26 protein-coding genes and 1 riboswitch are annotated in these 23393 nt (G+C 50.0%); of the genes, 12 read left to right on the top strand and 14 right to left on the bottom strand.

The annotated features are described in order from the left end of the window. Nucleotides 1-101: 101 nt before the first annotated feature. The 5 genes from BV910_RS01620 to nhaC all read right to left on the bottom strand — a co-directional run bounded on the left by BV910_RS01620 (nt 102) and on the right by nhaC (nt 4927). Nucleotides 102-935 carry an undecaprenyl-diphosphate phosphatase gene (locus BV910_RS01620; RefSeq protein ID WP_078146119.1) on the bottom strand — a complete coding sequence of 278 codons (834 nt, stop codon included), beginning with the start codon at nt 933-935 and terminating at the stop codon, nt 102-104. Nucleotides 936-1050: 115 nt separating this feature from the next. After that, nucleotides 1051-2109, bottom strand: coding sequence for an MFS transporter (locus BV910_RS01615; protein ID WP_240499774.1), 1059 nt, complete (start codon nt 2107-2109; stop codon nt 1051-1053). A 177-nt stretch (nt 2110-2286) separates the two neighbouring features. Continuing rightward, nucleotides 2287-2799, bottom strand: coding sequence for a type 1 glutamine amidotransferase domain-containing protein (locus tag BV910_RS01610; RefSeq protein ID WP_015880479.1), 513 nt, complete (start codon nt 2797-2799; stop codon nt 2287-2289). Nucleotides 2800-2881: 82 nt separating this feature from the next. Further along, the gene (locus tag BV910_RS01605) at nt 2882-3466 is read right to left on the bottom strand and encodes a DNA-3-methyladenine glycosylase (protein ID WP_078146117.1); all 585 of its coding nucleotides are present in this window, start codon (nt 3464-3466) and stop codon (nt 2882-2884) included. A gap of 84 nt (nt 3467-3550) precedes the next feature. Then, nucleotides 3551-4927, bottom strand: a complete 1377-nt coding sequence (nhaC, locus tag BV910_RS01600; protein ID WP_078146116.1) for a Na+/H+ antiporter NhaC — start codon at nt 4925-4927, stop codon at nt 3551-3553. Nucleotides 4928-5144: 217 nt separating this feature from the next. Here nhaC and queC point away from each other — a divergent pair, with 217 nt between their 5' ends. From queC to queF, 4 genes are read left to right on the top strand one after another with little or no spacing between them, the layout of a single operon-like run. After that, nucleotides 5145-5789, top strand: coding sequence for a 7-cyano-7-deazaguanine synthase QueC (gene queC / locus BV910_RS01595; protein ID WP_078146115.1), 645 nt, complete (start codon nt 5145-5147; stop codon nt 5787-5789). After that, nucleotides 5786-6244, top strand: coding sequence for a 6-carboxytetrahydropterin synthase QueD (gene queD / locus BV910_RS01590; RefSeq protein ID WP_078146114.1), 459 nt, complete (start codon nt 5786-5788; stop codon nt 6242-6244). Before queC ends, queD begins: the two co-directional genes overlap by 4 nt. Beyond that, nucleotides 6226-6936, top strand: a complete 711-nt coding sequence (gene queE / locus BV910_RS01585) for a 7-carboxy-7-deazaguanine synthase QueE (protein WP_078146113.1) — start codon at nt 6226-6228, stop codon at nt 6934-6936. The genes queD and queE overlap by 19 nt, the downstream gene beginning before the upstream one ends. An 11-nt stretch (nt 6937-6947) precedes the next feature. Beyond that, nucleotides 6948-7436: a preQ(1) synthase gene (queF, locus tag BV910_RS01580; protein WP_078146112.1), complete on the top strand. Its 489-nt coding sequence runs from the start codon at nt 6948-6950 to the stop codon at nt 7434-7436. 31 nt (nt 7437-7467) lie between these two features. Here queF and BV910_RS01575 read toward each other — a convergent pair whose 3' ends face one another. Then, nucleotides 7468-8124: a TVP38/TMEM64 family protein gene (locus BV910_RS01575; RefSeq protein ID WP_078146111.1), complete on the bottom strand. Its 657-nt coding sequence runs from the start codon at nt 8122-8124 to the stop codon at nt 7468-7470. 110 nt (nt 8125-8234) lie between these two features. Between BV910_RS01575 and BV910_RS01570 the strand changes: the two genes are divergently transcribed. Further along, complete coding sequence (locus BV910_RS01570) at nt 8235-8732, top strand: hypothetical protein (protein ID WP_015880471.1); 498 nt, start codon at nt 8235-8237, stop codon at nt 8730-8732. 24 nt (nt 8733-8756) lie between these two features. On the opposite strand, the gene BV910_RS01565 is transcribed toward BV910_RS01570, so the two are convergent. The 3 genes from BV910_RS01565 to BV910_RS01555 all read right to left on the bottom strand — a co-directional run bounded on the left by BV910_RS01565 (nt 8757) and on the right by BV910_RS01555 (nt 10593). Next, entirely contained in the window at nt 8757-9224 is a 468-nt protein-coding gene (locus BV910_RS01565; protein WP_078146110.1) for a hypothetical protein, read from the bottom strand. Nucleotides 9225-9311: 87 nt separating this feature from the next. Beyond that, entirely contained in the window at nt 9312-9770 is a 459-nt protein-coding gene (locus BV910_RS01560; RefSeq protein WP_240499773.1) for a GNAT family N-acetyltransferase, read from the bottom strand. A 58-nt stretch (nt 9771-9828) separates the two neighbouring features. Next, nucleotides 9829-10593 (bottom strand): TrmH family RNA methyltransferase, encoded by a 765-nt coding sequence (locus tag BV910_RS01555; protein WP_078146108.1) that lies wholly within the window; start codon nt 10591-10593, stop codon nt 9829-9831. A gap of 220 nt (nt 10594-10813) precedes the next feature. Here BV910_RS01555 and BV910_RS01550 point away from each other — a divergent pair, with 220 nt between their 5' ends. The 3 genes from BV910_RS01550 (at nt 10814) to BV910_RS01540 (ending at nt 14581) form a co-directional block, all read left to right on the top strand. Further along, nucleotides 10814-12442 carry a PTS transporter subunit IIBC gene (locus BV910_RS01550; RefSeq protein WP_078146107.1) on the top strand — a complete coding sequence of 543 codons (1629 nt, stop codon included), beginning with the start codon at nt 10814-10816 and terminating at the stop codon, nt 12440-12442. A 51-nt stretch (nt 12443-12493) separates the two neighbouring features. Continuing rightward, nucleotides 12494-13285 carry an endonuclease/exonuclease/phosphatase family protein gene (locus BV910_RS01545; RefSeq protein WP_015880466.1) on the top strand — a complete coding sequence of 264 codons (792 nt, stop codon included), beginning with the start codon at nt 12494-12496 and terminating at the stop codon, nt 13283-13285. Nucleotides 13286-13402: 117 nt separating this feature from the next. After that, nucleotides 13403-14581 carry an MFS transporter gene (locus BV910_RS01540; RefSeq protein WP_078146106.1) on the top strand — a complete coding sequence of 393 codons (1179 nt, stop codon included), beginning with the start codon at nt 13403-13405 and terminating at the stop codon, nt 14579-14581. Nucleotides 14582-14615: 34 nt separating this feature from the next. On the opposite strand, the gene BV910_RS01535 is transcribed toward BV910_RS01540, so the two are convergent. Beyond that, nucleotides 14616-15320, bottom strand: a complete 705-nt coding sequence (locus BV910_RS01535) for an alpha/beta hydrolase (RefSeq protein WP_078146105.1) — start codon at nt 15318-15320, stop codon at nt 14616-14618. A gap of 73 nt (nt 15321-15393) precedes the next feature. On the opposite strand from BV910_RS01535, the gene BV910_RS01530 reads away from it, so the two are divergent. Then, a complete protein-coding gene (locus tag BV910_RS01530) occupies nt 15394-16659 on the top strand; it encodes a purine/pyrimidine permease (RefSeq protein ID WP_078146104.1) in 1266 nt (421 codons plus the stop codon). Nucleotides 16660-16681: 22 nt separating this feature from the next. On the opposite strand, the gene BV910_RS01525 is transcribed toward BV910_RS01530, so the two are convergent. The 4 genes from BV910_RS01525 to BV910_RS01510 are packed head-to-tail and all read right to left on the bottom strand — an operon-like array spanning nt 16682 to nt 19635. Further along, nucleotides 16682-17074, bottom strand: a complete 393-nt coding sequence (locus BV910_RS01525; protein ID WP_078146103.1) for an RDD family protein — start codon at nt 17072-17074, stop codon at nt 16682-16684. Beyond that, entirely contained in the window at nt 17071-17718 is a 648-nt protein-coding gene (locus BV910_RS01520) for an NAD(P)H-binding protein (protein WP_078146102.1), read from the bottom strand. The genes BV910_RS01525 and BV910_RS01520 overlap by 4 nt, the downstream gene beginning before the upstream one ends. A 34-nt stretch (nt 17719-17752) precedes the next feature. After that, the gene (locus tag BV910_RS01515) at nt 17753-19057 is read right to left on the bottom strand and encodes a nucleobase:cation symporter-2 family protein (protein WP_078146101.1); all 1305 of its coding nucleotides are present in this window, start codon (nt 19055-19057) and stop codon (nt 17753-17755) included. Further along, nucleotides 19054-19635, bottom strand: a complete 582-nt coding sequence (locus BV910_RS01510) for a xanthine phosphoribosyltransferase (protein WP_078146100.1) — start codon at nt 19633-19635, stop codon at nt 19054-19056. Before BV910_RS01510 ends, BV910_RS01515 begins: the two co-directional genes overlap by 4 nt. A gap of 77 nt (nt 19636-19712) precedes the next feature. After that, nucleotides 19713-19814, bottom strand: a riboswitch (purine riboswitch). 126 nt (nt 19815-19940) lie between these two features. On the opposite strand from BV910_RS01510, the gene BV910_RS01505 reads away from it, so the two are divergent. From BV910_RS01505 to BV910_RS01495, 3 genes are read left to right on the top strand one after another with little or no spacing between them, the layout of a single operon-like run. Beyond that, on the top strand, nt 19941-20549 hold the full coding sequence (locus tag BV910_RS01505) for an NAD(P)-dependent oxidoreductase (RefSeq protein WP_074034983.1): 609 nt from the start codon (nt 19941-19943) through the stop codon (nt 20547-20549). 60 nt (nt 20550-20609) lie between these two features. Then, complete coding sequence (locus BV910_RS01500; protein WP_015880457.1) at nt 20610-22163, top strand: ABC-F family ATP-binding cassette domain-containing protein; 1554 nt, start codon at nt 20610-20612, stop codon at nt 22161-22163. Nucleotides 22164-22183: 20 nt separating this feature from the next. Continuing rightward, nucleotides 22184-23308, top strand: coding sequence for a DUF418 domain-containing protein (locus tag BV910_RS01495; protein WP_078146099.1), 1125 nt, complete (start codon nt 22184-22186; stop codon nt 23306-23308). Nucleotides 23309-23393: the final 85 nt, after the last annotated feature.

Genomic DNA, 23393 nt, shown 5'->3' with positions numbered 1-23393 from the left:
TCCGAATACTACAACGATTTGTCCCATGTTTTCACCTCTTCTAGACTTTACGAACAATTCCATTCATTGGTTTCAAACACGTGCCATTCGCACGTGTTTTTTTAGAAGTAAAGAACGTAAATCACGATGGCCAATACGATTCGATAGACCGCAAACGGCATCAACTTCACTTTGTTGATCAACTTCAAAAAGAATTTAATCGAAAGAAGTGCGAACAAAAACGCACTGACGAAACCGACGACAAACACGGGTAACGTATCGAGCGTGAAATACGTCCACTTGCTATAGAGTGACAATGCACTCGCTCCAAACATGATCGGTACCGCCATGATGAACGTAAAATCTGCCGCTGCCCGGTGGCTCATTCCGAGGAGAACCCCTCCAGAAATCGTTGAACCGGACCGTGAGAATCCTGGCCATAGCGAAAAACATTGAATCAAGCCGACCCCAAGTGCTTGCTTATACGTGATGTCATCGAGCATAGCGGTCGTCTGACGCTTCATACCGGATAAATCTGCAGCAATCATAAAGAATGCCCCAATGACTAACCCAATCAACACCGTCTTGACCGAGAAGAGATGTGTATCGATGTAGTCCTCAAACAGTACACCGAGGACGCCAGCAGGCAACAATCCGATCAAAATATGTACGAGATTGAATTGGCGCGCGGTTCCACTTTGTCTTAAGGTGAGGAGCGACTTTGGATTCAGTAACGCTTTGAACCGGTCCCGAAAGACGACCACGACCGCTAAAATCGACCCTAATTGAATGACGATTTTAAACGTGTTCGCTACTTCCTGCCCTAAAAACTGACTCGAATTCAACCAGAGACCATCTACGAGAATCATATGACCGGTCGACGAGACCGGGGCAAATTCCGTCAATCCCTCGACGACACCTAATAAAAATCCTACAAATAATTCATACCATTCCACATTGTTTCTCCTATTGATTCATCAAGATTGTTCTCATCATACACTTCTCGACACAATCTTTCGTCCGTCTTAAGACGTAAAAACAGACATGGCTTATGACCCATGTCTGTAAAAATTATTGGGCGGTCGCATGAACGAACCAAACGACAAGCCCAATTAAGATGAACGCCAAAAATAGCGACACTGTCGTTCCTACAATAAAGACCAGCCCCAACACGAGGATACCGAGATGCCATAGCATCGAGACAGATGATTCGGTCGTCGCTCGGATATCGGAAGGCACCTGATGATGCAAAAGACCGTAATAGAGCGGCTCCATCGCTCCATATATAAGAGCCAACAGCCCCATCAGCCCGATTCCGATTGGATTCGGAAAAAGTCCGATGACAAGAAATCCACCGCCCATTAGCCAACCGAACCCGTTTAACCAACGCTTGGATGACGCAAATCGTATAAGCGTCCCCGCAAAAAGTTGACCAGGTAACTGAATCAAAAGCAGGACGCTTGAAATGGCACCGAACCAATAGATTGGGATGGATACATCACGTGCATACAGTTGCCAGAACTCATCGATGAAATTGAATGCGAACACGGCTGCCAAAAATCCGATGGTGACGTTACGAATGGATGTGTGCGACCACATAAATTGAAATCCTTTCAACAAGTGCCGCCACGTCAATCGGTCTTCTCCTTCGCCATGAACGGGTTCAACGAGAAATAAGCTACACACGGTCGCCATCAATAAACTGAGAATGGAAAGTCTGTAGTTCCACTCCAATGGAAGGTACTGAGCCAACATACTGCCACTCCATGCCGCCGTCACAGCGGCCATAATCCCAATCGCGTTCAGTTTTCCAAGAACCCGTTCGAACGACGACGCTTCATGACTTTCTTGTAAGGACTCGTATAGCAGCGCATTCTCCGCCCCACTTCGAATGACCGACCCAACGGCCGAACAGCTGATGGCGACAAAAAATCCGCTGAAGGTGAACGAGTATAACAAGATCCAAAACGATAACCACTCCAAGGCTACACCTGCCTGAATCAGCCGACGCCGTGTCGTTCGGTCCGCCCACACGCCGGTCGGCACCTCGAACAAGACGATGATGAGCGCATAGATCATCTCCAAGTAGACGACTTCTTGAATGGTGATGCCTCGCGATTCCCAAAACAACCGTTCAATTACGTATGCGGGAATCAGCCCTTCAAACCAACGAATCCACCCTAACCAAACAATGTTTCGACGAACTTAACTCGGTGAACGTGCTCGTTTTTTCATTTAATTCTCCTCCTTACTTGTCTATTCCCGAATACACAAAAAAACCACGAGACGAATCTCGTGGTCGACGTGTTATTTCAATAAGTTGAGCATCTCGCGATTGAATGCTGGAATATCATCCGGCTGACGGCTCGTCACGAGCTGGTTTTGGCAGACGACTACTTCTTTGTCCGCATATTTCGCTCCGGCATACTCCATGTCGACTTTGATCGATTTGTAGCCGGTCGCGTCACGACCTTCTAACGTCTTCGCCGTAATCAACAGCTGTGGTCCGTGACAGATGGCAAAGACAGGCTTTTTCGCATCCATGAAGGCTTTGGCGAACGAGACGAAACGCTCGTCCTCACGCAACAAGTCAGGTGAGAATCCGCCCGGCAAGAGAAGGGCATCAAAATCTTCTGGCGATACATCGTCAATCGATTGATCGATGTTCACTTTCGCCTCCCCTTGTTTCCCTTCTACCGTATTACCCGCTTTCTTCTCGATCGTCACGACATCATGTCCCGCATCCACCAATGCGTCACGGGGACCCGTGAATTCTACATCTTCAAACATATCCGTAATGAGCGTTGCTACTTTTGCCATGTTCTAAACACTCCCTCTGTTTGTTTTATGCTCATAAGGACTGTTCCACTGGCATGAATCAGTTAAACATCTCAAGTGGCGTTCAACGGAACTTCGAGACGTACGGATTGTCGCGTTCAAAGAAGCGATACGGGTAGTCGCGCGCCTCGCCCGTGTTCGGGATCCCGATACGGGGACCTGCCTCAATCACTACTCCTGCCTCACCCTCCGCGATGTAGAGTGGGTCTTGTTGAAAGGAATGACCGTATAAATCCATCGTGATTCCGAGTGCTTTCGTCAACTTTCCTGGTCCGTTCGTCTGGTCATATCGCTTCACTCCGGGACGGTTCGAAGCAATCCATTCATGGCCTTGAATCGGTTCGACGGCTCGAATCAAGACGGCTTCCGGTGTGCCGACCGGACCGCTGACCACGTTCAGGAGCGTGTGCGTATGCATCTGATACGTGTACACATGCCCAGGTTGTCCGAACATGACTTCCGTTCGTTTCGTTCGACGCCCTCCGAAGCTATGCGCCGCCCGGTCGATGGCACCGAGGTAAGCCTCTGTCTCGACAATCTTCGCGATGATGTCACCTTCTGGATGTCGCCGCACCAAATATTGACCGAGTAAGGCGCGTGCCAATTCGAGTGTCGGTTGTTCATAAAATGCTAGATCGAGTCGCTTCATGGTTCCACCTCCGTTTCTCCTATTTTCTCAAAAGTCATATGTTGCACACAAAAAAGATGCCCTGCATGGCAGGACACCTCGATATTATGATGCGATTTTTAGCGATTCACGTTGCTTCCCCAATCGGACGTATCCCAAGATGATGGAGAAGACCGGGCTGAGCCAGAGGAAGAACGCAAATGGTGCGTATTCCAATACAGGCACGCCGAGTGTCGCTGCGAAGAACGCTCCGGAGACACCCCAAGGTATGAGCGGGTTGATGACGGTCCCGCCATCTTCAAGTGCCCGTGACAAGTAGCGCGGGTCGATCCCCCGATCGATAAACCCTTGCTTGAACGCCTGACCCGGCAAGAGAATCGACAAGTACTGTTCTCCCGCGAGCAAGTTGACACCGATTGAACTGAGGACAACTGATAGGACCGAGCTCCCTGGTGACTTCAAACGCTCGAGCAACGATTCAACGATGGCTTGGAAGATACCGAGTTCACGTAATAAGCCACCGAACGCGAGGGCGATCAAGACGAGACTGACCGACCAGAGCATCGATTCAAGACCACCTTTATCGAGTACATTCGCAATCAATTCATTTTCGACATCTGACTTAAAGCCCGACTGCATGACACCGAGCCAGTTCGAGATGCTCCAGTTGCCTTGAACAAAACCGGCCGTCAACACACCCGCAAACATCCCAACGAGCATCGTCGGCAAGACCGGCATCCGACGGAACGCAAGCACTGCGACGAGCACAGGGGCAATCAACGTGAGCCATGAGAGGTCGAAACGTCCGCTGAGCGCGGCTTGCGCCTCTGCGATTTGTGCCGTGTCGGCAGTTTGACCGCTACGTCCGAGGAACATGAATAAAATCAACGTGATGATGAACGCTGGAATCGTCGTCCCCATCATGAAGCGAATGTGGTCGAACAGTTTGACCCCCGCCACTGCCGGCGCAAAGTTCGTCGTATCCGACAACGGGCTCATCTTGTCTCCGAAGAGGGCGCCCGACACGATGGCACCTGCAGCGAGCGCTGGCGAGATGCCCAGTGCCGTTCCGATTCCGAACAAGGCGACACCGACCGTTCCGACGGTTGTAAAGGCGCTTCCTGTGAATGTCGAAACGATCATCGTGATCAATAAGACACTCGGCAAGAACCATTCAGCAGAGATTGTATTTAGACCGATGGAGAGGATCGTCGCGACCGTCCCGGACATTTGCCATACTCCGATGAGCATCCCGATCAACAACAAAATCAACACCGGCATGATCGCTTCACGAATTCCGTTGATCATCGCCGTTTCAATCTGTTTGAAGTCGCGTGAACGATAATACGCGTATCCACCTACTATTACCATTGTGCCAAAAATCGCCATATGTGGCGTCGCTTTGGCCAAAAACATCAGTGAGAGCAAGGTAATCCCGCTCATCAACACGACGAATACAGCTTCTTTTCCTTTCATCTGCATCGACGTCCCCTCCTTTCGTTATATCTTCTTTATTTATTATTTCGCCTAACCGCTTAAACGCTTTTATGCATAAAAGCATGTCAGTGATGTTTTTTACTATACTCGCTTCCTTTCTCCCTGTCAAACGTCTTTTTATGATAAATTATATGCTTGAGGGTGACCTCCGGAGTTCGTAACCTCCTCCGACATCAAAACTAGCGAAAAGGAAGTGTGCTTCATGCAACACGAAAAAGCATTGGTCGTCTTTAGTGGTGGCCAGGATTCAACCACTTGCCTGTTTTGGGCAAAACAACAATTCTCTCATGTGGAGGCAGTGACGTTCGCATATGGTCAACGCCATGATGCGGAAATCGAAGTCGCCAAAGAAATTGCGACAGAACTCGATGTCCCACACCACATCCTCGATTTGTCCCTACTCGGACAACTCACTTCAAACGCGCTCACGAGACACGATCTCGCCATCGACAATGCGGACGTCCCAAACACGTTCGTCGATGGACGCAACCATCTATTCTTATCGTTTGCGGCCGTCATGGCCAAACAACTCGGTATGCATCACATCGTGACCGGTGTATGTGAAACGGACTTTTCAGGTTACCCGGATTGCCGAGACCAATTCATCAAATCACTCAATGTGACACTCAATTTAGCGATGGATTATCCATTTGTCATCGACACACCGCTCATGTGGCTCGATAAAAAAGAAACGTGGGCTCTCGCCGACGAACTCGGTGCCTTTGACTATGTCAAAGAACGCACGCTTACTTGCTACAACGGTGTCATCGGTTCAGGTTGTGGAGAATGTCCGGCATGTAAGCTTCGTCAAAACGGACTTACAGCTTACGAGGAGGTGCGCGTATGAAACATGCTCCATTCCTCGCTCCGACCAGTGTCGAATCAAAGCAAGAAGGATCGCTCATCTACTGTCCGCATCGCGTTCAAATCGTCAAAGAAGTAACGTTCGACGCGGCGCACCATCTCTTTGACTATGACGGCAAATGTCGTGCCCTTCATGGTCATACGTATAAGCTCCAGATGGGTGTCAGCGGCTTTCTCGACAATCGCGGCATGACACTCGACTTTGGTGATTTGAAAAAGATCTTCAAAGAAGAGCTTGAGCCGTATCTCGATCATCGCTATTTGAACGAGTCACTCCCTTATATGAATACAACTGCAGAAAACATGTGTTATTGGATTTTTGAACAACTGGCGACACACTTGCCAAATGAACGCGACGTCCGTGTCGAGTTCGTCCGTCTGTATGAAACGCCAACGTCTTACGCTGAGTTCCGCCGTGAATGGTTGGTGAAATCGTGAAAATCCCTGTTCTTGAAGTGTTCGGACCGACCTTTCAAGGCGAAGGACGCGCCATCGGACAAAAGACGATGTTCGTTCGGACCGCCGGTTGCGATTATCGCTGTTCGTGGTGCGATTCCGCCTTTACGTGGGACGGTTCAGAAAAACCGGACATGCTGACAGCCGATGAGGTCATTGCTCGCCTAGACGCACTGGGTATGTACGATTACGTCACCATCTCGGGTGGCAATCCGCTCCTCATCGCGGCAATGGAAGACCTCATTGTGAAGTTGAAAGAACGTGGTGTCACACTCGCTGTCGAGACGCAAGGTAGCCGCTATCAAGACTGGCTCACACAAATCGATGACGTGACCCTCAGTCCGAAACCTCCATCGTCTGGTATGAAGACGAACTGGGAGCAACTCGACGCCATCGTCGAACGGTTACGCCCGGAGCAGACGACATTCAAAGTCGCTGTCTTTGATGAGGTGGACCTCGCCTACGCAAAAGAAGTGCAACTGCGCTACTCACCGGACGTCATGTATTTGTCGGCCGGTAACCCAGAGCCTGGTGCAGACGGCGACATCACCGATGCCCAGCTCCGTCGTTTGAAACAACTATGGGAAGACGTTGCACGCGACCCGTCATGGCAAAGCGTCCGCGTCCTACCACAACTACACACATTACTGTACGCCAACGAACGTGGCGTCTAAGGAGAATGAACATGAGACCAGAAGACTTACAAGACCTTTCGCTCCTCGGACAGAAGAGCGTCCCATATATTTTTGAATACACACCTGACATCCTTGAGGCGTTCCCGAATCGTCATCCGGAGAACGACTACTTCGTGAAATTCAACGCACCCGAATTTACATCGTTGTGCCCGATCACGAACCAACCGGACTTCGCAACCATCTACATCTCGTACATCCCGGATGAGAAACTCGTCGAGTCAAAGTCGTTGAAGTTGTACTTGTTCAGCTTCCGTAACCACGGTGACTTCCACGAGAACTGCATCAATGTCATCGGGAAAGATCTCGTCAAGTTGATGGAGCCGCGCTATCTCGAAGTGTGGGGGAAATTCACACCACGTGGCGGTATCTCAATCGATCCGTACTACAACTACGGAAAGCCTGGCACGAAGTACGAAAAAATGGCAGAACACCGTCTGTTCAACCATGACCTGTATCCAGAAACGGTCGACAACCGTTAATTGAAAAGTAGGCGCTCCAATCTGGAGTCGCCTACTTTTTTTGATAGCGATGAATCTGTCGCTTGATCGGTTCACGGAAAACGGTCGCAACGAGCGTCAACACGAGCATGATTCCAAATGCCAAGGCGATGAGCGTCCAATCCCCACTGGCGATACTACTCCCGAGAAAATTGTTCGCAAACGCTCCGGGAATCATACCGACGACGGTCGCAAACAGATAGGCGAGTACGTTTACTTTTGCCAAACCAGAAGCATAGCTTACCAAATCGAAATTAACGAGCGGGATGAGACGTAAGATGAGGACGTAAAAGAAGCCGTCTTCTTCGATTTTACGCTGAATGGCTTCGTAATTCGTTGATTCGAAGTGATGCAGGAAACGATCGCCGAAAAAAATTGCCACATAATACGCAACAAGCGCACTCAATGTCGCCCCGATGACGGTATAGATGACGCCCGGTAACATTCCAAACGCCAAGCCGCCGGCGACCGACAAGACGGACGTCGGGAACAAGATGAGCGGACGAACGGTGAACAACAAGATGTAAATGAGCGGAGCCAACCATCCGAATTGAATGATGTAGTCCCGAATATCGCCTGGGCTTACGTCAACCCACTGATAAAGGAATGTCGCCGTCCCGAACAGGAGTAGGACGAGTGCAATCATCCATTGTATCTTCCACTTCTTCATCGTCCTCCTCCTCTCTATTTGCTTTTATTCCCGTAATCGAGGATGTCATCCACCTTTTTTCAGCCATCTCGATATGGTACGGTTAGAAAAAGCAGAAGGAGGAAATCGATATGAACCTTGCAGATGCCCTAACGTTGAAACAGTTGCTCCATGAGCAAATCGATACATTGACCGAAGAGATTGAGCATGTGGCGTTCATCTCGCTTCAAGCGAATGAATCCATTCCGACCATTCAGTCTCGTTCCCTTCAAGACATCGAGATGGAACTTGAACACATTCGTCTAGACTTACGTCAGCTCGACCGTCTCATTCAAGAGGCGAACGTCCAAGCCGTTGTCGAGACGCACGACGGTCCGCTTCCGCTCGTCGAGGCAATCGAACTTGCTGTTCAGTTACGCGTCCAAGCACGACTTTATGAAAAATTATCGCTTCGTCCGAAGAAAGACTATGTGCATGGGGTTGCCGTGATCAAACACGCCTTATACGATCCGGAGCTGTATCGCCTGAAAGCGCGCGATATTAAGAAGCGTGCCATTCGAATCGAAAGTGCGATTCAAGCCGTCCGTTATCAGACTGACATTGAATTTGATGCATCACGATATATGTAAAAAGCGAAGGGATTCCTTCGCTTTTTACATATGGTCATGGTGATGGTGGTGGATATCATGATGACTCGATGAAGAAGAACGTCGACGTGGTGGTGCCTCATCGGCAAATTTTTCTCCGTCTAAAATCCCGAGACGCTTATATTGACGATCGACCCGCTCTTTCGTCTCTTCGCGAACAGCGTCAGACTCCATCACCAATTGATAGCATCCGAGCGCGACACGGAACGGCTCCATGCGTGCCCGTTCAATCGAGAAGGAATCGATGCCCCGTAAATAGTCTGCTAAGCGCTCAGCCGTATCGTCGGCCGGGACATCGGCGAGCTGCGAGGCGAATTGTTGTAAGTCCTTCAATGTATTTGATGTTTTAGAGTAACTTCGACTTGATTTGATGACACCAAATGCGATAAGTCCAACAATGGTGAAAAACATGAGTGGAAAGAATAAATTGATGATCGTGAAAAATGGGTCCGCCCCAAATTCTAAAGTAGACATTTCAAATTCCCCCTTTTCTTTAAGTACGTTCATTCAGTCGAATCGGTTTCAACAAAAAAACCGCGATCACACGACCGCGGCATCGATTCAACTGTTCAGTTGTTTCTCCATCATGATGCGCGGCTCGCCATCTTCGGTGTAGGCGCCCATGATGTCATATCCGCAAAGGAGGTTCAAGATGATGACCCCTTTGTTCGTATTGCGTGCTTTCGTCCGAATCGAATGGAACCCTTGCGCTTCGACCCATTCGAGTTGCGTGTCCATCAGCTTGCGACCGATGCCATGCTTTTGGAAGTTCGGATGTACGCCGCCCGCCCAGCTATAAAACCGATAAGGCTCCGCCTCATACCCAATTTTAAAGCCAACTAGCTGCTCTTCAGAGAAAGCCAGCAGCACTAACGGATTGGCGTGCCGATACAGGCGCTCTTTAAATCGCAACTGATCGAGGTCACCGTATAACGTGCGGTACAGCCGGAAGAAGTCCTCTTCAAAATCCTTAAAGTTGTTCGTCACATCTTTTACGATAAATGAACTCGTCGTACTCATCGTGCCATCCCCTTTCAGTTTCTGGACAAAGATTCCGTACGTCTTTTCATTTCGCCGTTCATTCTGAATTTCCTGTCTCCCGTTCAAAAGCCGTGACACCTTTTTGTTTATATAGTCCGAGCGTACGCTTCGGTAAGCTCTTGACCATCCAGTCTTTGAAGATGCGCGCTTGATCTTCGACCGGAAGCTCGTAGCCATCCGTCACGATATGTCGTGACCGTGTCGTGACATCGTACAAGGAAATCGCCGCCGCCACGGAGATGTTCAAACTCTGTACATACCCTTGCATCGGAATGACAAAGTTCCCGTCCGCCTTATGGAGTGCTGTTTCCGAGACACCACTATGTTCATTCCCGAATAGAAGAACGGTCGGCTTCGACACATCCACTTCTTCGAGCGGAATTGCTTCCTCACTCAATGCCGTCGCATATACTTGGTAACCGTCTTCTTTTAAAGCGTCAATCGCCTCTTCAATGGAGCCATGCTCCACGACGTCCACCCAACGGTCGGCACTCTTGGCGATAATCGAGTTCGGTTTGAACTTTGCCCGTCCTTCGACGACGTGCAACGTTTGTACCCCGAACGCATCGGCTGAACGCAACACGGCGGATTGGTTGTGCGGATCGTCCACACCTTCCGTCAAAATCGTGATATGGTTCGTTCGTGTATTCAACACTTCATACATCCGTTTAATGCGGTCTGGCATGAGCATCTCGTAGAGAGGAAGATCGTCCTCGTGCAATACACCCTTCTGCAATAACTCTTCTTTTAATTCAATCTGCTCGTCTTTCGTCAAAGCAGATGTCGTCTGTCTCCAACCCATCTTTCTCGCTCCCTTCAACCTATCATATTGTAGCTAGATTCGATTCGACTGACAAGTTCGCCTCACATCTACCATTCCCGCTTCAAAAATGAAAACAAATGAAAATAGCGAAAACGGTTGCATGAATTTATGCAATCGATTACAATCATTTATGCAAGCGATTGCACTATTGGCAAACAAAAAATAGATAAAACTCCCTCACAGGAAGGAAGCGTATAGCATGAAACAATTGATCTCATTCGATTTCTGGCAAAAACTCGGTAAGGCCTTGATGGTCGTCATCGCCGTTATGCCAGCTGCCGGCTTGATGATTTCCATCGGTAAATTGATTGGAATGTCAGCCGGAGATGTCGGTATCTTATTAACAACAGCTCGTATCATTGAAGATTTAGGTTGGGGCATCATCGTCAACTTACATATCCTCTTCGCAGTCGCGATTGGTGGTTCGTGGGCAAAAGATCGTGCCGGCGGTGCATTCGCAGCACTTCTCGCCTTCATCTTGATCAACCGTGTCACAGGTGCCATCTTCGGTGTCAACAGTGACATGCTTCAAGATCCAGAAGCGACAATCGAGTCACTCTTCGGTGCGAACCTTGTCGTCGCTGATTACTTCACATCTGTACTCGGCTCACCTGCCCTCAACATGGGTGTGTTCGTCGGGATTATCGCCGGTTTCCTCGGTGGTGCACTATATAACCGTTTCTACAACTTCAACAAGTTGCCGAACGCTCTCTCGTTCTTCAACGGGAAGCGCTTCGTACCATTCGTCGTTATCCTTGGTTCAGTCGTTGCTGCCCTCGTTCTATCGATTGTATGGCCAACCATCCAAGGTGCGCTCAACAGCTTTGGTGAATGGATTGCCACATCACGTAACACGGCGCCAGTCCTCGCTCCGTTCATTTATGGTGCACTCGAACGTCTCCTCTTACCGTTCGGTTTACACCACATGCTCACAGTACCAATGAACTACACAGAGCTCGGTGGAACATACACAATTTTAACAGGTGCGACAGCTGGATCGGTCGTTGCCGGTCAAGACCCACTCTGGTTGGCATGGGTAACAGACCTCGTCAACTTGCGTGCTGCTGGTGATACGGCCGCATACAACACGCTTCTCGCTGATGTCGTTCCAGCACGCTTCAAAGTCGGTCAAGTCATCTTGTCATTCGCTGCATTGATTGGTGCCGCGTATGCGATGTACCGCAACGTCGACGCGGATAAGAAGGCACAATACAAGCCGATGTTCTTATCAGCCGGACTCGCTGTCTTCTTGACAGGTGTCACAGAACCGATTGAATTCATGTTTATGTTCGTCGCACCAGTTCTTTATGTCGTTTACGCACTCATGGCCGGTGCTGCCTTCGCATTGGCAGATATCATCGACTTACGTGTACACGCTTTCGGTGCAATCGAACTCTTGACGCGCATTCCGATGATTGTCAAAGCAGGACTTCTTCAAGACTTGATCAACTTCGTGCTCGTCTCTGTCGTGTTCTTCTTCCTCAACTTCGGTGTCTTCAACTTCTTCATTAAGAAGATGAACCTACCGACGCCAGGACGTAACGGGAACTACATGGAAGAAACGACAGAAAAATCATCCGTTACAGGTAACGAACAAGTCATGGGGATTATCGCACTTCTCGGTGGGGAAGAAAACATTGAGGATGTCGACGCATGTATGACTCGCCTTCGTGTGACCGTTAAAGACGTTACACTCGTCTCTGACGAACAAGAATGGAAGAAAAATGGCGCTATGGGTCTTATCGTGAAAGACCGTGGAGTCCAAGCCATCTATGGCCCGAAAGCCGACGTATTGAAATCAGACATTCAAGACGTCATCGGTGCATAATCTACTGGCCAACTCGCTCGAGAGTTGGCCTTTTTCTAAAGGAGGACTATCGTGAATATTTTAACGCTCAATTGTCATGCCTGGTTAGAAGACCGCCAACAAGAGAAAATCGACGCGATTGTCGAACGTATCGCAAGCGAAGAGTATGACTTCATCGCGCTCCAAGAAGTCAATCAACATAAAGAGGCCCCACTCATCTATGGGAACATCCGTGAAAACAACTTCGCACACGTCCTCGTCGAGCGCCTGAAAGAGTTAGATCTTCACTATCACATGACATGGGACTTTGCCCATTACGGATATGACATTTACGAGGAAGGCGTCGCCATCTTATCACGGACACCGTTTCTATCGACCGAGTCGTTCTTCGTATCCAAGACGACGGACCCTGACAATTACAAGTCCCGTAAAATCGTCAAAGCTGTGATTGAAGGTCCTGAAACGCCGACGACCGTCTACTCGTGTCACCTCGGATGGTGGCATGACGAAGAGGAGCCAGTGAAGCATCAACTCGACGAGCTCCTGCGTCGCGTGGAGCATGACGACCATGCACTCCTACTCGGTGATTTCAACAACGATGCTTTCATTCGAGGCGAAGGATACGATTATTTGATGGAGAATGGGCTTCAAGACTTGTTCCATCTCGCAACGGAACGCGAAGGCGATGCGACCGTCCAAGGGAAAATCGCTGGATGGGATGAAAACAAGAAATCGCTACGCATCGACTTGATGTTGACGAATGCACCCATTCACGTCTCCCGTCATGCTGTCGTCTTCGACGGCGAAAACGGACCTGTCGTCTCCGACCACGCCGGTGTCGAAGCCACAGTGTTTTGGCGTTGATGCACCTTTTTCTTCCGACTTGGGAGAAAAGGGTTTTTCTTTTGGGGAAAATCTTGTAACGTGATAAAAGACTGATGTCTAACTACTAATGAATGAAATAGAAAGAAGTGTTTGAACATGAAGACAAGCTCGCTCAGTCGAAGCGACTGGACTTTAGTTTTATCCCTATCCTTATTAACCTTCGTTCTCGGAACGAGTGAATTTGTCATCGTCGGCATTTTGCCTGATATCGCAAGCGGTCTATCCATTTCCATCGCGACAGCAGGAAGTCTCGTATCGGCATTCGCCATCAGCTTTGCCGTCGGCACGCCAATCACGATGTCCTTGACGAGCCATCTTCCAAAACGTAAATTGATGCTCGGCTTGACGATTCTCTTCACCGTCCTGAACTTATTAAGCAGTCTCGCTCCCATGTATGAGTGGTTACTCGTCTTGCGCATGCTGACGGCTGTCGTCACAGGTGTCTTAATTTCGCTTGCCATGCTCGTCGCTAGCGAGAGCGTCCCTCCGGCAAAACGGGGTGTGGCCGTGTCCTTTATTTTCGGTGGCTTTACAATGGCGAACGTGTTCGGGGTTCCGATCGGAACGTTCATCGGACAACAGGCAGGATGGGAGTCCACGTTTTGGTTGACGACTCTGTTTGGTGCAGTCGCCTGGATTGCCATTTATCGTGTCTTGCCGAATCAATTGTCTCAAGAAAAAGCATCACTCCGTGAACAAATGGCACTCCTGACGAATCCGCGTATCTTGATCGCCTTCTTGATTCCGGCGTTCGGTTTCGGGGCGACGTATGTCATATATACGTATCTCGTGCCGATTTTAAAAGATGTCCTCGGCGTCCCGGTCGCTTGGGTCAGTCCGATTTTATTCGCCTACGGATTCATCTCGATCTTCAGTAATATCGCTGCCGGAAAGATCGCCAGTCACAATCCGATCGGACGCTTACGGTTCGTCTTTCTCGTCCAGGCATTCGTCCTGGCCGCGTTATTCGTGACGACGTCGAATGTGACGCTCGGTCTCCTCAATATCGCCCTCATGTCGTTCATGGCGATTTTATTGACGACATCGACTCAGATTTATTTGATCGATTTGGCGGAGAAGTTCAATCCGAACGCCAAAGGTCTCGCCTCATCACTTATGCCTGTGGCGAGTAACGTCGGAATCGGACTTGGTTCCGCTCTTGGTGGTGTCGTCTACGCGACGAGCCCTATCATGACGCTCGCGCTCGTCGGTGGTTTGGTCGCCCTCGTCACAGCCGGGTTGACCGCAGTCAGTTATTCACTCGATCAACGCTAAAACGTGCGCACCTCGATGAAGGTGCGCACGTTTTTTATAACCATTCGAGAATTGCTGATAGGACTTCGTCGAGTTGTTCTTTCGATGTGAGCGGACTTTCCTGATCGCCTTTTTGTGGACCATACATTCCGAAGTTGGCATGATTCCCGCCTTCGATTTGTACGAATTGACTATCGGCAGGTAGGTCGCTTCGACTCGCCTCGATGTCTTCCGGGACAGCCAATCCATCCAACTCACCCGAGATGGATAGCACTCGTAAGTCACTATCGACCATCGAGCTGATCGGATATGATGCGAGGAAAATGACACCTTCTACCGACTCTTGATGCTCAAGCGCGTAACCCGACGCCGCCGAACCTCCGAGTGAATGACCGGCTACGATCCAGCGTTCAATCTCCGGATGTGCCTCGATGATTGGATCGGCTGCGTCGATATCTAAAATGCCTAAGTTGAGTCGAAGCGACGGAATGGCGACGAAATACCCTTCCTCGGCTAAACGTGTTCCATAATACGCATACGCCTCTTTCTCCACTTTCGCCCCTGGATAAAGAATGATTCCGACCTCACTCGTCGGATCTCCAAACTCGAGACGGTTGTCGACCACTTTCCCCTCTTCGGCATACCGTGTCGCTTCATCGGTCGGTTCGTACGTGAACTGCGTCCAAATTAAAAAGCCTGCTACCGCGATGATTAGCAATCCTACGATTGAGAGTGCGGTCCACTTGAAGAATTTCTTCATTATATAGCCTCCATTTGCATCCACTTCATCATAACGTTACACTAATAAGAAAAAGCATGATCAGGGGGACACCATGACCAGAAGTAATGTAACCACGACGATTCAGTGGTTTATTTTTATTTTAGCTACAAATATTGTACCACCACTCTCCATCGCCGCTTTGTTTGAACTGTCGCCAGATGAGACGATGACCTTCATCTCCCGCTCACTCTTCATCTTCGCACTCTTCAGCATCATCCAAACGTTGCTCGGCCATCGCCTCCCGATACTCGAAGGACCTGCCGGCATTTGGTGGGGTGTCTTCACTTTATACGCCTCTATCGGTCCCGCCCTATACGGAAGTCAGCAAGAGACCTTGCAAGCACTCGGATTCATGCTGTTTTTGAGTGGAATCCTTGGTGTGTTGTTGACCGTCACTGGTATCTTAAGACGCATGCTCGCCCTGTTTACACCGCAAGTGCTCGGCGTCTATATGATTTTGCTCGTCCTTCAATTATCAGGGGCCGTCATTAAAGGTGGCTTTGGGGTGACGGAAGACGGAATCAACGTCGTTCAGGCAGTGGCGACGGCAGGTCTCGTCTTGTTCGCACTCACGCTCGAGCAAAGTCGCTTTAAACAATATGGACTCGTCATGACGCTATTCGTCGGGTTCGGCTTGTTCCATTTACTCGACCTTGGAAATCCAATCGTTCGTTCGGAATCCTTCTTCCTCGTACCGGAGCTTCTTCCGTTCGGAAATTGGGTGTGGGATTGGAACTTGTTGCCGACGGCTTTCGTCATCACCCTACTTCTCATGACGAACGTCCTTGCGAACATCAAGTTGATTGAGCGCATCGTCAGTTCTCGCGAAAAACGAGAAATCAAAGGAAACGTTCCTGCATCAGGTGTCGCCAGTGGCGTCAGTCAAATCGTGGCTGGTCTGTTCGGCACACCGGGTCCTGTCGCCATCTCCGGGACAGCTGGTTTCCTCTCTTCGACGGAGAGCGTCCAGCGTGCTCCGCATTTGATTGCCCACGCCCTCATGATGGGGTTAGCACTCATCGGTCCATTCGTCTCGTTGATTGCGAGCATCCCGGCCGCTGTCGGTTATGCGATTGTGACTCCGCTTATCGCGACGATGATCATCATCGGAATCAATGAGGCCGCCTTTGAATTAAAACAATCGACGGCATCCCTCACGGTCGGGCTCCCGCTCGTCATCGGTGCCGGGGCGATGTTATTACCACCCGGTTCAATGAATGACCTGCCACCGCTTCTTGCGACCGTCTTCTCTAACGGGCTTGTTCTCGGAACAATCGTCGCCTTAACGACTGCCATCTTAAGTAAAATCAAGGATTGAAAAAAAGAACTGGCCATATTGGTCAGTTCTTTTCACGTACATGCATATGGTAACGGGCATCGTGCGGTAACACGGCGCCGTCTTCTTGTTCGAAATGCGCACGGTCTTTCCAATAACGAACGACTGACGAAGTATCACGGTGCAGGGCGCGCTGTAGTGCTTGTTTCGCCGTGACAGGCGTTTCGTCATCGTTTGTCAATTCAAGCCCCATTAGTTTATAGCCGATGGTTTGTCCACCTCGACTCATTTGCCACGCTTCCATGGCATATGTCAGCAGTGTCGGTGTGATGACCGCATGCACGAACTCGCTTTTTACTTTCTTTCGCACGAGCTGTTCCACGCCAACGCTGACGAGACCTGCAATGATACTGTCAATCAAGACGGCTTTCGTTCGCTTTTTCGTCAATGGATTCATCGGCTCATCCTCTGCATCATCCCTGACGTCAACACTTCGATTCCTTCTCCTTCTTCAGACGCCATGATCAAGGCACGAGCGACATGCAACGCTTGAATCGGTGCGACTTCCGGTGTCTTCTCAAGCAAGATTGACTGGAACGGTCGACTGATGACCTCGGCCGCCTTCTCCCCGAAGCGGAATGAATCACGTTCTCCGAGTAACAGAGAAGGACGCGCGATAATCAAGTGATGGAAGTTGAAGATGCGTAACGCGTTCTCAAGCTCCCCTTTCACACGGTTGTAAAAGAAAGTCGAACGTAACGATGCGCCTTGTGCCGATACGACCGCATAGCGCGTTGCACCGTGTGCCTTGGCGACACGGGCGACTTCAAGTGGTAATTCTAAATCAACTTGTTTGAACGCTTCTTGCGAGCCAGCTACCGCAATCGTTGTGCCGAGCGCACAGTACACGTCGTCGATCTGTGGAAGGGATGAATCCATCTCCTCGAAACCGACGATCTCATGTAACTTCGGATGACTCCAACGCTTCGAGCGACGGACAACGATCCAGACCGCATCATAACGGTCACTCTCTAACAACTGTTCAACCAATTCGCGACCAATCAAGCCGGTCGCGCCTACGACAAGTGCAGTTTTCCCCATTCGTGACTCCTCCTAGACTACTATTTCCTTCAGTCTAGCTGACTTGCCGTTCCTCGGCAATGATTGTCCCGGGACGGAATCGGTCCATCATACGGAAAAATCCGTTCAATGCGAGCGCCGTGAATGAGCCTGCCACGATAGCACTATCCGTGAACAACTGCAGCCACTCCGGCATGTTTGCGACGATGGCTGGATTGGCGGTAATACCGAGCCCAACACCGATTGAGAGGGCAATGGTGATCAAGTTCTCGTTTTTCGAAAAGTCGACCTGGCTCAGAATCCGAATTCCAGAAGCGGCGACTGTTCCGAACATGACGAGCATCGCTCCCCCAAGCACGGGTTTTGGAATCAATGTCGTGAACGTAGCGACTTTCGGAAGGAAGCCGAGCAAGATGAGCAATCCACCTGTCCAAAAGATGACACGACGTGATTTCACACCTGACAATTGAACGAGTCCGACATTTTGACTGAACGTCGTGTATGGAAAGCTGTTGAAAATCCCTCCGAGAATCGTCGCGACGCCCTCCGCACGATACCCTTTCGTCAATTCGTTCGCACCGATTGGCTTTTTCGTGATATCGCTGAGCGCCAAGAACACCCCCGTCGATTCAATCATCGAGATGATGGCGACGAGCGTCATGACGAGGATGGCAGACACGTCAAATGTCGGCATCCCAAAGTAGAAAGGCTGGACCATTTGGAACCAACTCGCTTCACGGACAGGACTGAAGTCCACGAGACCGAGCGAAGCAGCAACCCCCGTTCCGATGAGTACGGCAAAGAGGACGGCAGCGGCACGCGTGAAGACGGTCCCGACACGGTTCAAGACGAGAATGAGTAAAATCGTTAAGCCACCTAATCCGAGATTCTGCATCGATGCGAACCCTGGTTCACCCGGCATCCCGCCACCGATATCATTGACGGCGACCGGAATCAGCGAGAGACCGATGATCGTCACGACCGAACCGAGCACGACCGGTGGAAAGAAGCGCGCAAGTTTCCCGACAAATCCAGAAATGAGGATGACAATGAGACCGCTCGCAATCAACGCGCCATAAATGGCAGTGATCCCGTTTGCGCTCCCGATGGCGATCATCGGACCGACCGCCGTGAACGTGCATCCGAGGACGACCGGCAATCCGACACCCGTAAAGCGTGTCGTCCATACTTGTAGTAGCGTCGCCACCCCACACATGAATAAATCAATTGCGACGAGATAGGCGAGTTCGGTTGGACCAAGCCCGATGGCACCACCGACGATGAGCGGGACGATGGCTGCTCCCGTGTACATGGCGAGCAGATGCTGAAATCCGAGACTTGCCGTCTTAAATGTATTCATCGAACGACCTCCACGAATGAGATGTGGTCTTTCTCTAATTTCGCGACGCGCGCTAGCGATTCGACGCGATAACCACGCTCAATCAGTTTATCGCGCCCTGGTTGGAACGATTTTTCGATGACGATGCCAACACCTGAAACTTCTGCACCTGCCGCTTCGACGAGTTGTGTCAGCCCGAGTGCCGCTTCCCCGTTCGCGAGGAAGTCATCGATGACAAGAACGCGTTCGCCTGGTAAGACGAAACGTCGGCTCAAGCTGATGCGGTTCGTCTCCTGTTTCGTGAACGAATAAACATCCGCTTCGACGAGGTCGTCTTGGAGCGTCAGCGATTTCCGTTTACGCGCGAATACGAACGGGATGCCCATCTCAAGCGCCGTCATCATCGCTGGCGCAATCCCGCTCGATTCGAGTGTGACGATGCGGTCGATTTGAGCGTCTTTGAAACGTTCTGCAAATTCTTTGCCGATGGCTTGCATAAGTACCGGGTCGACTTGATGATTCAAGAAGGCGTCAACTTTCAACACTTGGTCGGATAAGGCCCGACCCTCTTCACGGATTTTGTCTTCTAACTGCTTCATTGTTGTCCCCTCCATTAAAAAATGCGATTCGTCACCCCTCATCGGGAGGCAACGAACCGCATGGAAATCAACGATAGCATACGACAAGCGCCACCCGTAGTCGAACCATTTACGGTAGTTCGGTAGAGACTTGCGGACCATATTTCCGCTGATATACGAGTGCGAATCTATTTATTTAAGATAAACTTTATTGTAGACGAGCTGACGAGAAATGCAATAGGTTGCAATCAAACGGCGAAATGTTCGATTTTTCTGAAACTGCTGTATACTGTATGTATTGGATATGAGAGAGGAGCCTTGCCCTTATGAAGTTATTCGTATTAGGCGCAACCGGTCGGACCGGACATCAATTCATCGATCAAGCCATCGAGCACGGTCATGATGTCACCGCGTTCGTCCGTGAACAGAAAAAGTTGATCCGGACGCCACAACTCGAAATCATTGAAGGCGACTTATATGATGTCGACGCATTGACGGAAGCGATGCATGGTCACGATGCGGTCGTCAGTTGTCTCGGAACGGATTTGAGCGACCCAGACTTTTTAGCGAGTGTCACGGACAAGCTTGTCCCTGCGATGAAGGCAAACAATGTTTCACGTATCATCTATCTCGCTTCAGCGGGAATCGACAATGAGATTCCGGGCCTTGCGGGGAAAGCCATTACGTTCATGCTCCGGAAACCGCTCCGTGATCATCGGGCAGCCGTGGACTTATGGCGAAATTCGTCATTCGATTATACGATTGTACGACCGATGCAATTGACGGACGGTCCTCGCACCTCGACATATCGCACGGCCATCGATGAAGTGCCAGAGAACGGGAAGCACATCTCACGGGCAGACGTCGCCCAGTTCATGCTTCATACGATTGAAGAACAGGAACACGTACGAGAGTCGGTCGGACTGGCGTACTAATTTGATTCAATTCATGCTACAATATCGGGTAGTTTACTTTGAAAGGAACGAAAACGAATTATGAGTATATTAACGGTACAAAACTTGAGCCACGGCTTTGGTGACCGCGCTATTTTGAACGATGTCTCTTTCCGCCTCTTAAAAGGGGAGCATATCGGTCTCGTTGGAGCGAACGGTGAAGGAAAATCGACGTTCATGAACATCATCACGCGCAAGCTGCAACCGGATGAAGGGAAAATCGAATGGGCGAAAAACGTCCGTGTCGGTTACCTCGATCAACACGCGGTACTTGAGCGCGGGATGACGATTCGGGACGTCTTGAAAGGTGCCTTCCAATACCTGATCGACATGGAGACGCGCATCGGCGAACTCTACATGGAGATGGGCGACGCGACACCGGAACAGATGGAAGACATGCTCGCAGAGGTCGGTGAGCTTCAAGAAACGCTCGACTCGAACGACTTTTATATCATCGATGCGAAAGTAGAAGAAGTCGCACGCGGTCTCGGTATTTTAGACGTTGGTCTCGACCGTGACGTCACGGACTTGTCAGGTGGACAGCGTACGAAAGTATTGCTCGCAAAATTACTTTTAGAGAAGCCAGATATCTTGCTCCTCGATGAGCCGACCAACTATTTGGATGAAGTGCATATCGAGTGGTTGAAACGCTATCTTCAAAACTATGACAATGCCTTCATCTTGATCTCCCACGATATCCCGTTCTTAAATAGTGTCATCAACTTGGTCTACCATATGGAAAACCAAGAGTTGAACCGCTATGTCGGAGACTATGACAAGTTCATGGAAGTGTACGAGATGAAGCGTTCGCAACTTGAAGCCGCCTACAAGCGTCAACAGGCCGAGATCGCGGATTTGAAAGACTTTGTTGCACGAAACAAGGCCCGTGTGTCGACACGAAATATGGCAATGTCACGTCAGAAGAAACTCGATAAGATGGATGTCATCGAATTGAGCGCGGAACGTCCAAAACCAGAATTCCGCTTCTTGCAGGCACGTACATCGGGACGCCTCATCTTTGATGCGAAAGGTCTCGTCATCGGATACGATGAGCCACTCTCACGTCCGCTCGACCTTCAGATGGAGCGCGGTCAAAAGATTGCCCTAGTCGGAGCGAACGGAATCGGGAAGACGACGCTCTTGAAGAGTTTGCTCGGCTTGATCAACCCGCTTGAAGGGACAGTCGAACGTGGTGAGTTCCTCGAAATGGGTTACTTCGAGCAGGAAGCAGCATCAAGCAATAACACGTGTATCGAAGAGATTTGGAGCGAATTCCCGTCACTCAACCAACAACAGGTGCGCGCGATGCTCGCGAAATGTGGTCTCATGACGAAGCACATTGAAAGTAAAATCTCTGTCCTCAGTGGTGGGGAAAAGGCGAAAGTACGTCTTTGCAAACTCTTAAACAACGAAACGAACTTGCTCTTACTCGATGAGCCGACGAACCACTTGGACGTCGACGCGAAGGAAGAGTTGAAGCGTGCGTTGAAAGAGTACAAAGGAAGCGTCCTCCTCATCAGTCACGAACCAGAATTCTATGAGGATATCGTCACAGACGTCTGGAACTGTGAATCGTGGACGACGAAAGTATTCTAATTCAGTAAAGGACGTGTCGCATGGCTGGCCCAATTCAAACGAATGAACGGATTATCTTGTATGACATTATCCGAGGGTTTGCCCTCTGCGGCATTTTCCTCGTCAATATCCCGAGTATGCTCGGGAGCGACTGGATGTCCGGTCGTCCCGACTATTACGGGAGCGACCTGTTCGTTCGCACCCTCTTCGACTTGTTCGTGCAAACGAAGTTTTATACGATTTTCTCCCTCCTATTTGGGATCGGCTTTTCGATTTTCCTCGAGCGCTCATACGCCCGAGGTGAATCGGTCAGTCGTTACATACGCCGGATTTTGATTCTCTTCTTGTTCGGTCTGGCACACCTGGCGATTTGGTCAGGGGATATCCTCCATACGTACGCCATGTGGGGCTTATTGCTTCCTCTCTTTTACGGATTGAGCAATCGCGCCATTCTGGCGTGGGCGTGGGGACTATTGACTGTGAATTTCTTACTATTCAACGTTGCCCCTATCTATGTAGAGTGGGCTTTTGGATACATGTATTTAGGCGAGTCGTTCCCGACGGTTTTTAATTCAGGCTTCGGTCCTTGGCTAGACTATCGATTCGACAACGAGATTTTTACTATGATTCAAAATTCACTTTTTGTCGGAATCGAGATTCTCGGTCTGTTCTTACTCGGTCTCTTCATCGGACGGGAACGAAAGCTTCTGACTTGGAGTATCCAAGGATTGACCCGGACTGCTGCTATCTGCGCAATAGCGGCCATACCCTTCTGGGGAATCATCATCTGGCATCATTACGGTGATGGCGCCTTTTATATGTCAACGAACTCAGCAGCCGTATGGATTTCCGGAAAACTGCTCGCTACAACGTACATCTGCCTGTTCACCATCGCCGTTCGAAAAGGTCGGACATTCCTTCCGCTTCAAGCACTCGGACGAATGGCACTCACGAACTATCTGACACATACGTTGATCATTGTCTTGCCAGTGATCGCACTCGGGGCGTACGGGGCGCTTTCCTTAACCGAAGGTCTATTCCTCAGCATCGCCATTTTGATTGCGCAGTCGTTCTTCTCGATGTGGTGGCTAAAGACTCACCGCTACGGACCGTTTGAGAAGCTATGGCGTCTCGGAACATACGGACGACAAACAAAATCATCCTAAGATCGGACTTCATTGTCCGGTCTTTTTTAAACAAAAACTGCAGACGAATGAACGTCTGCAGTTCCGCTCGAGGCCACGGCTTCGA

Origin of the sequence: Exiguobacterium sp. HVEsp1, assembly GCF_002009685.1 — a bacterium.
Lineage (GTDB): Bacteria > Bacillota > Bacilli > Exiguobacteriales > Exiguobacteriaceae > Exiguobacterium > Exiguobacterium profundum.
This window is presented reverse-complemented; position numbering and strand designations above follow the sequence as displayed.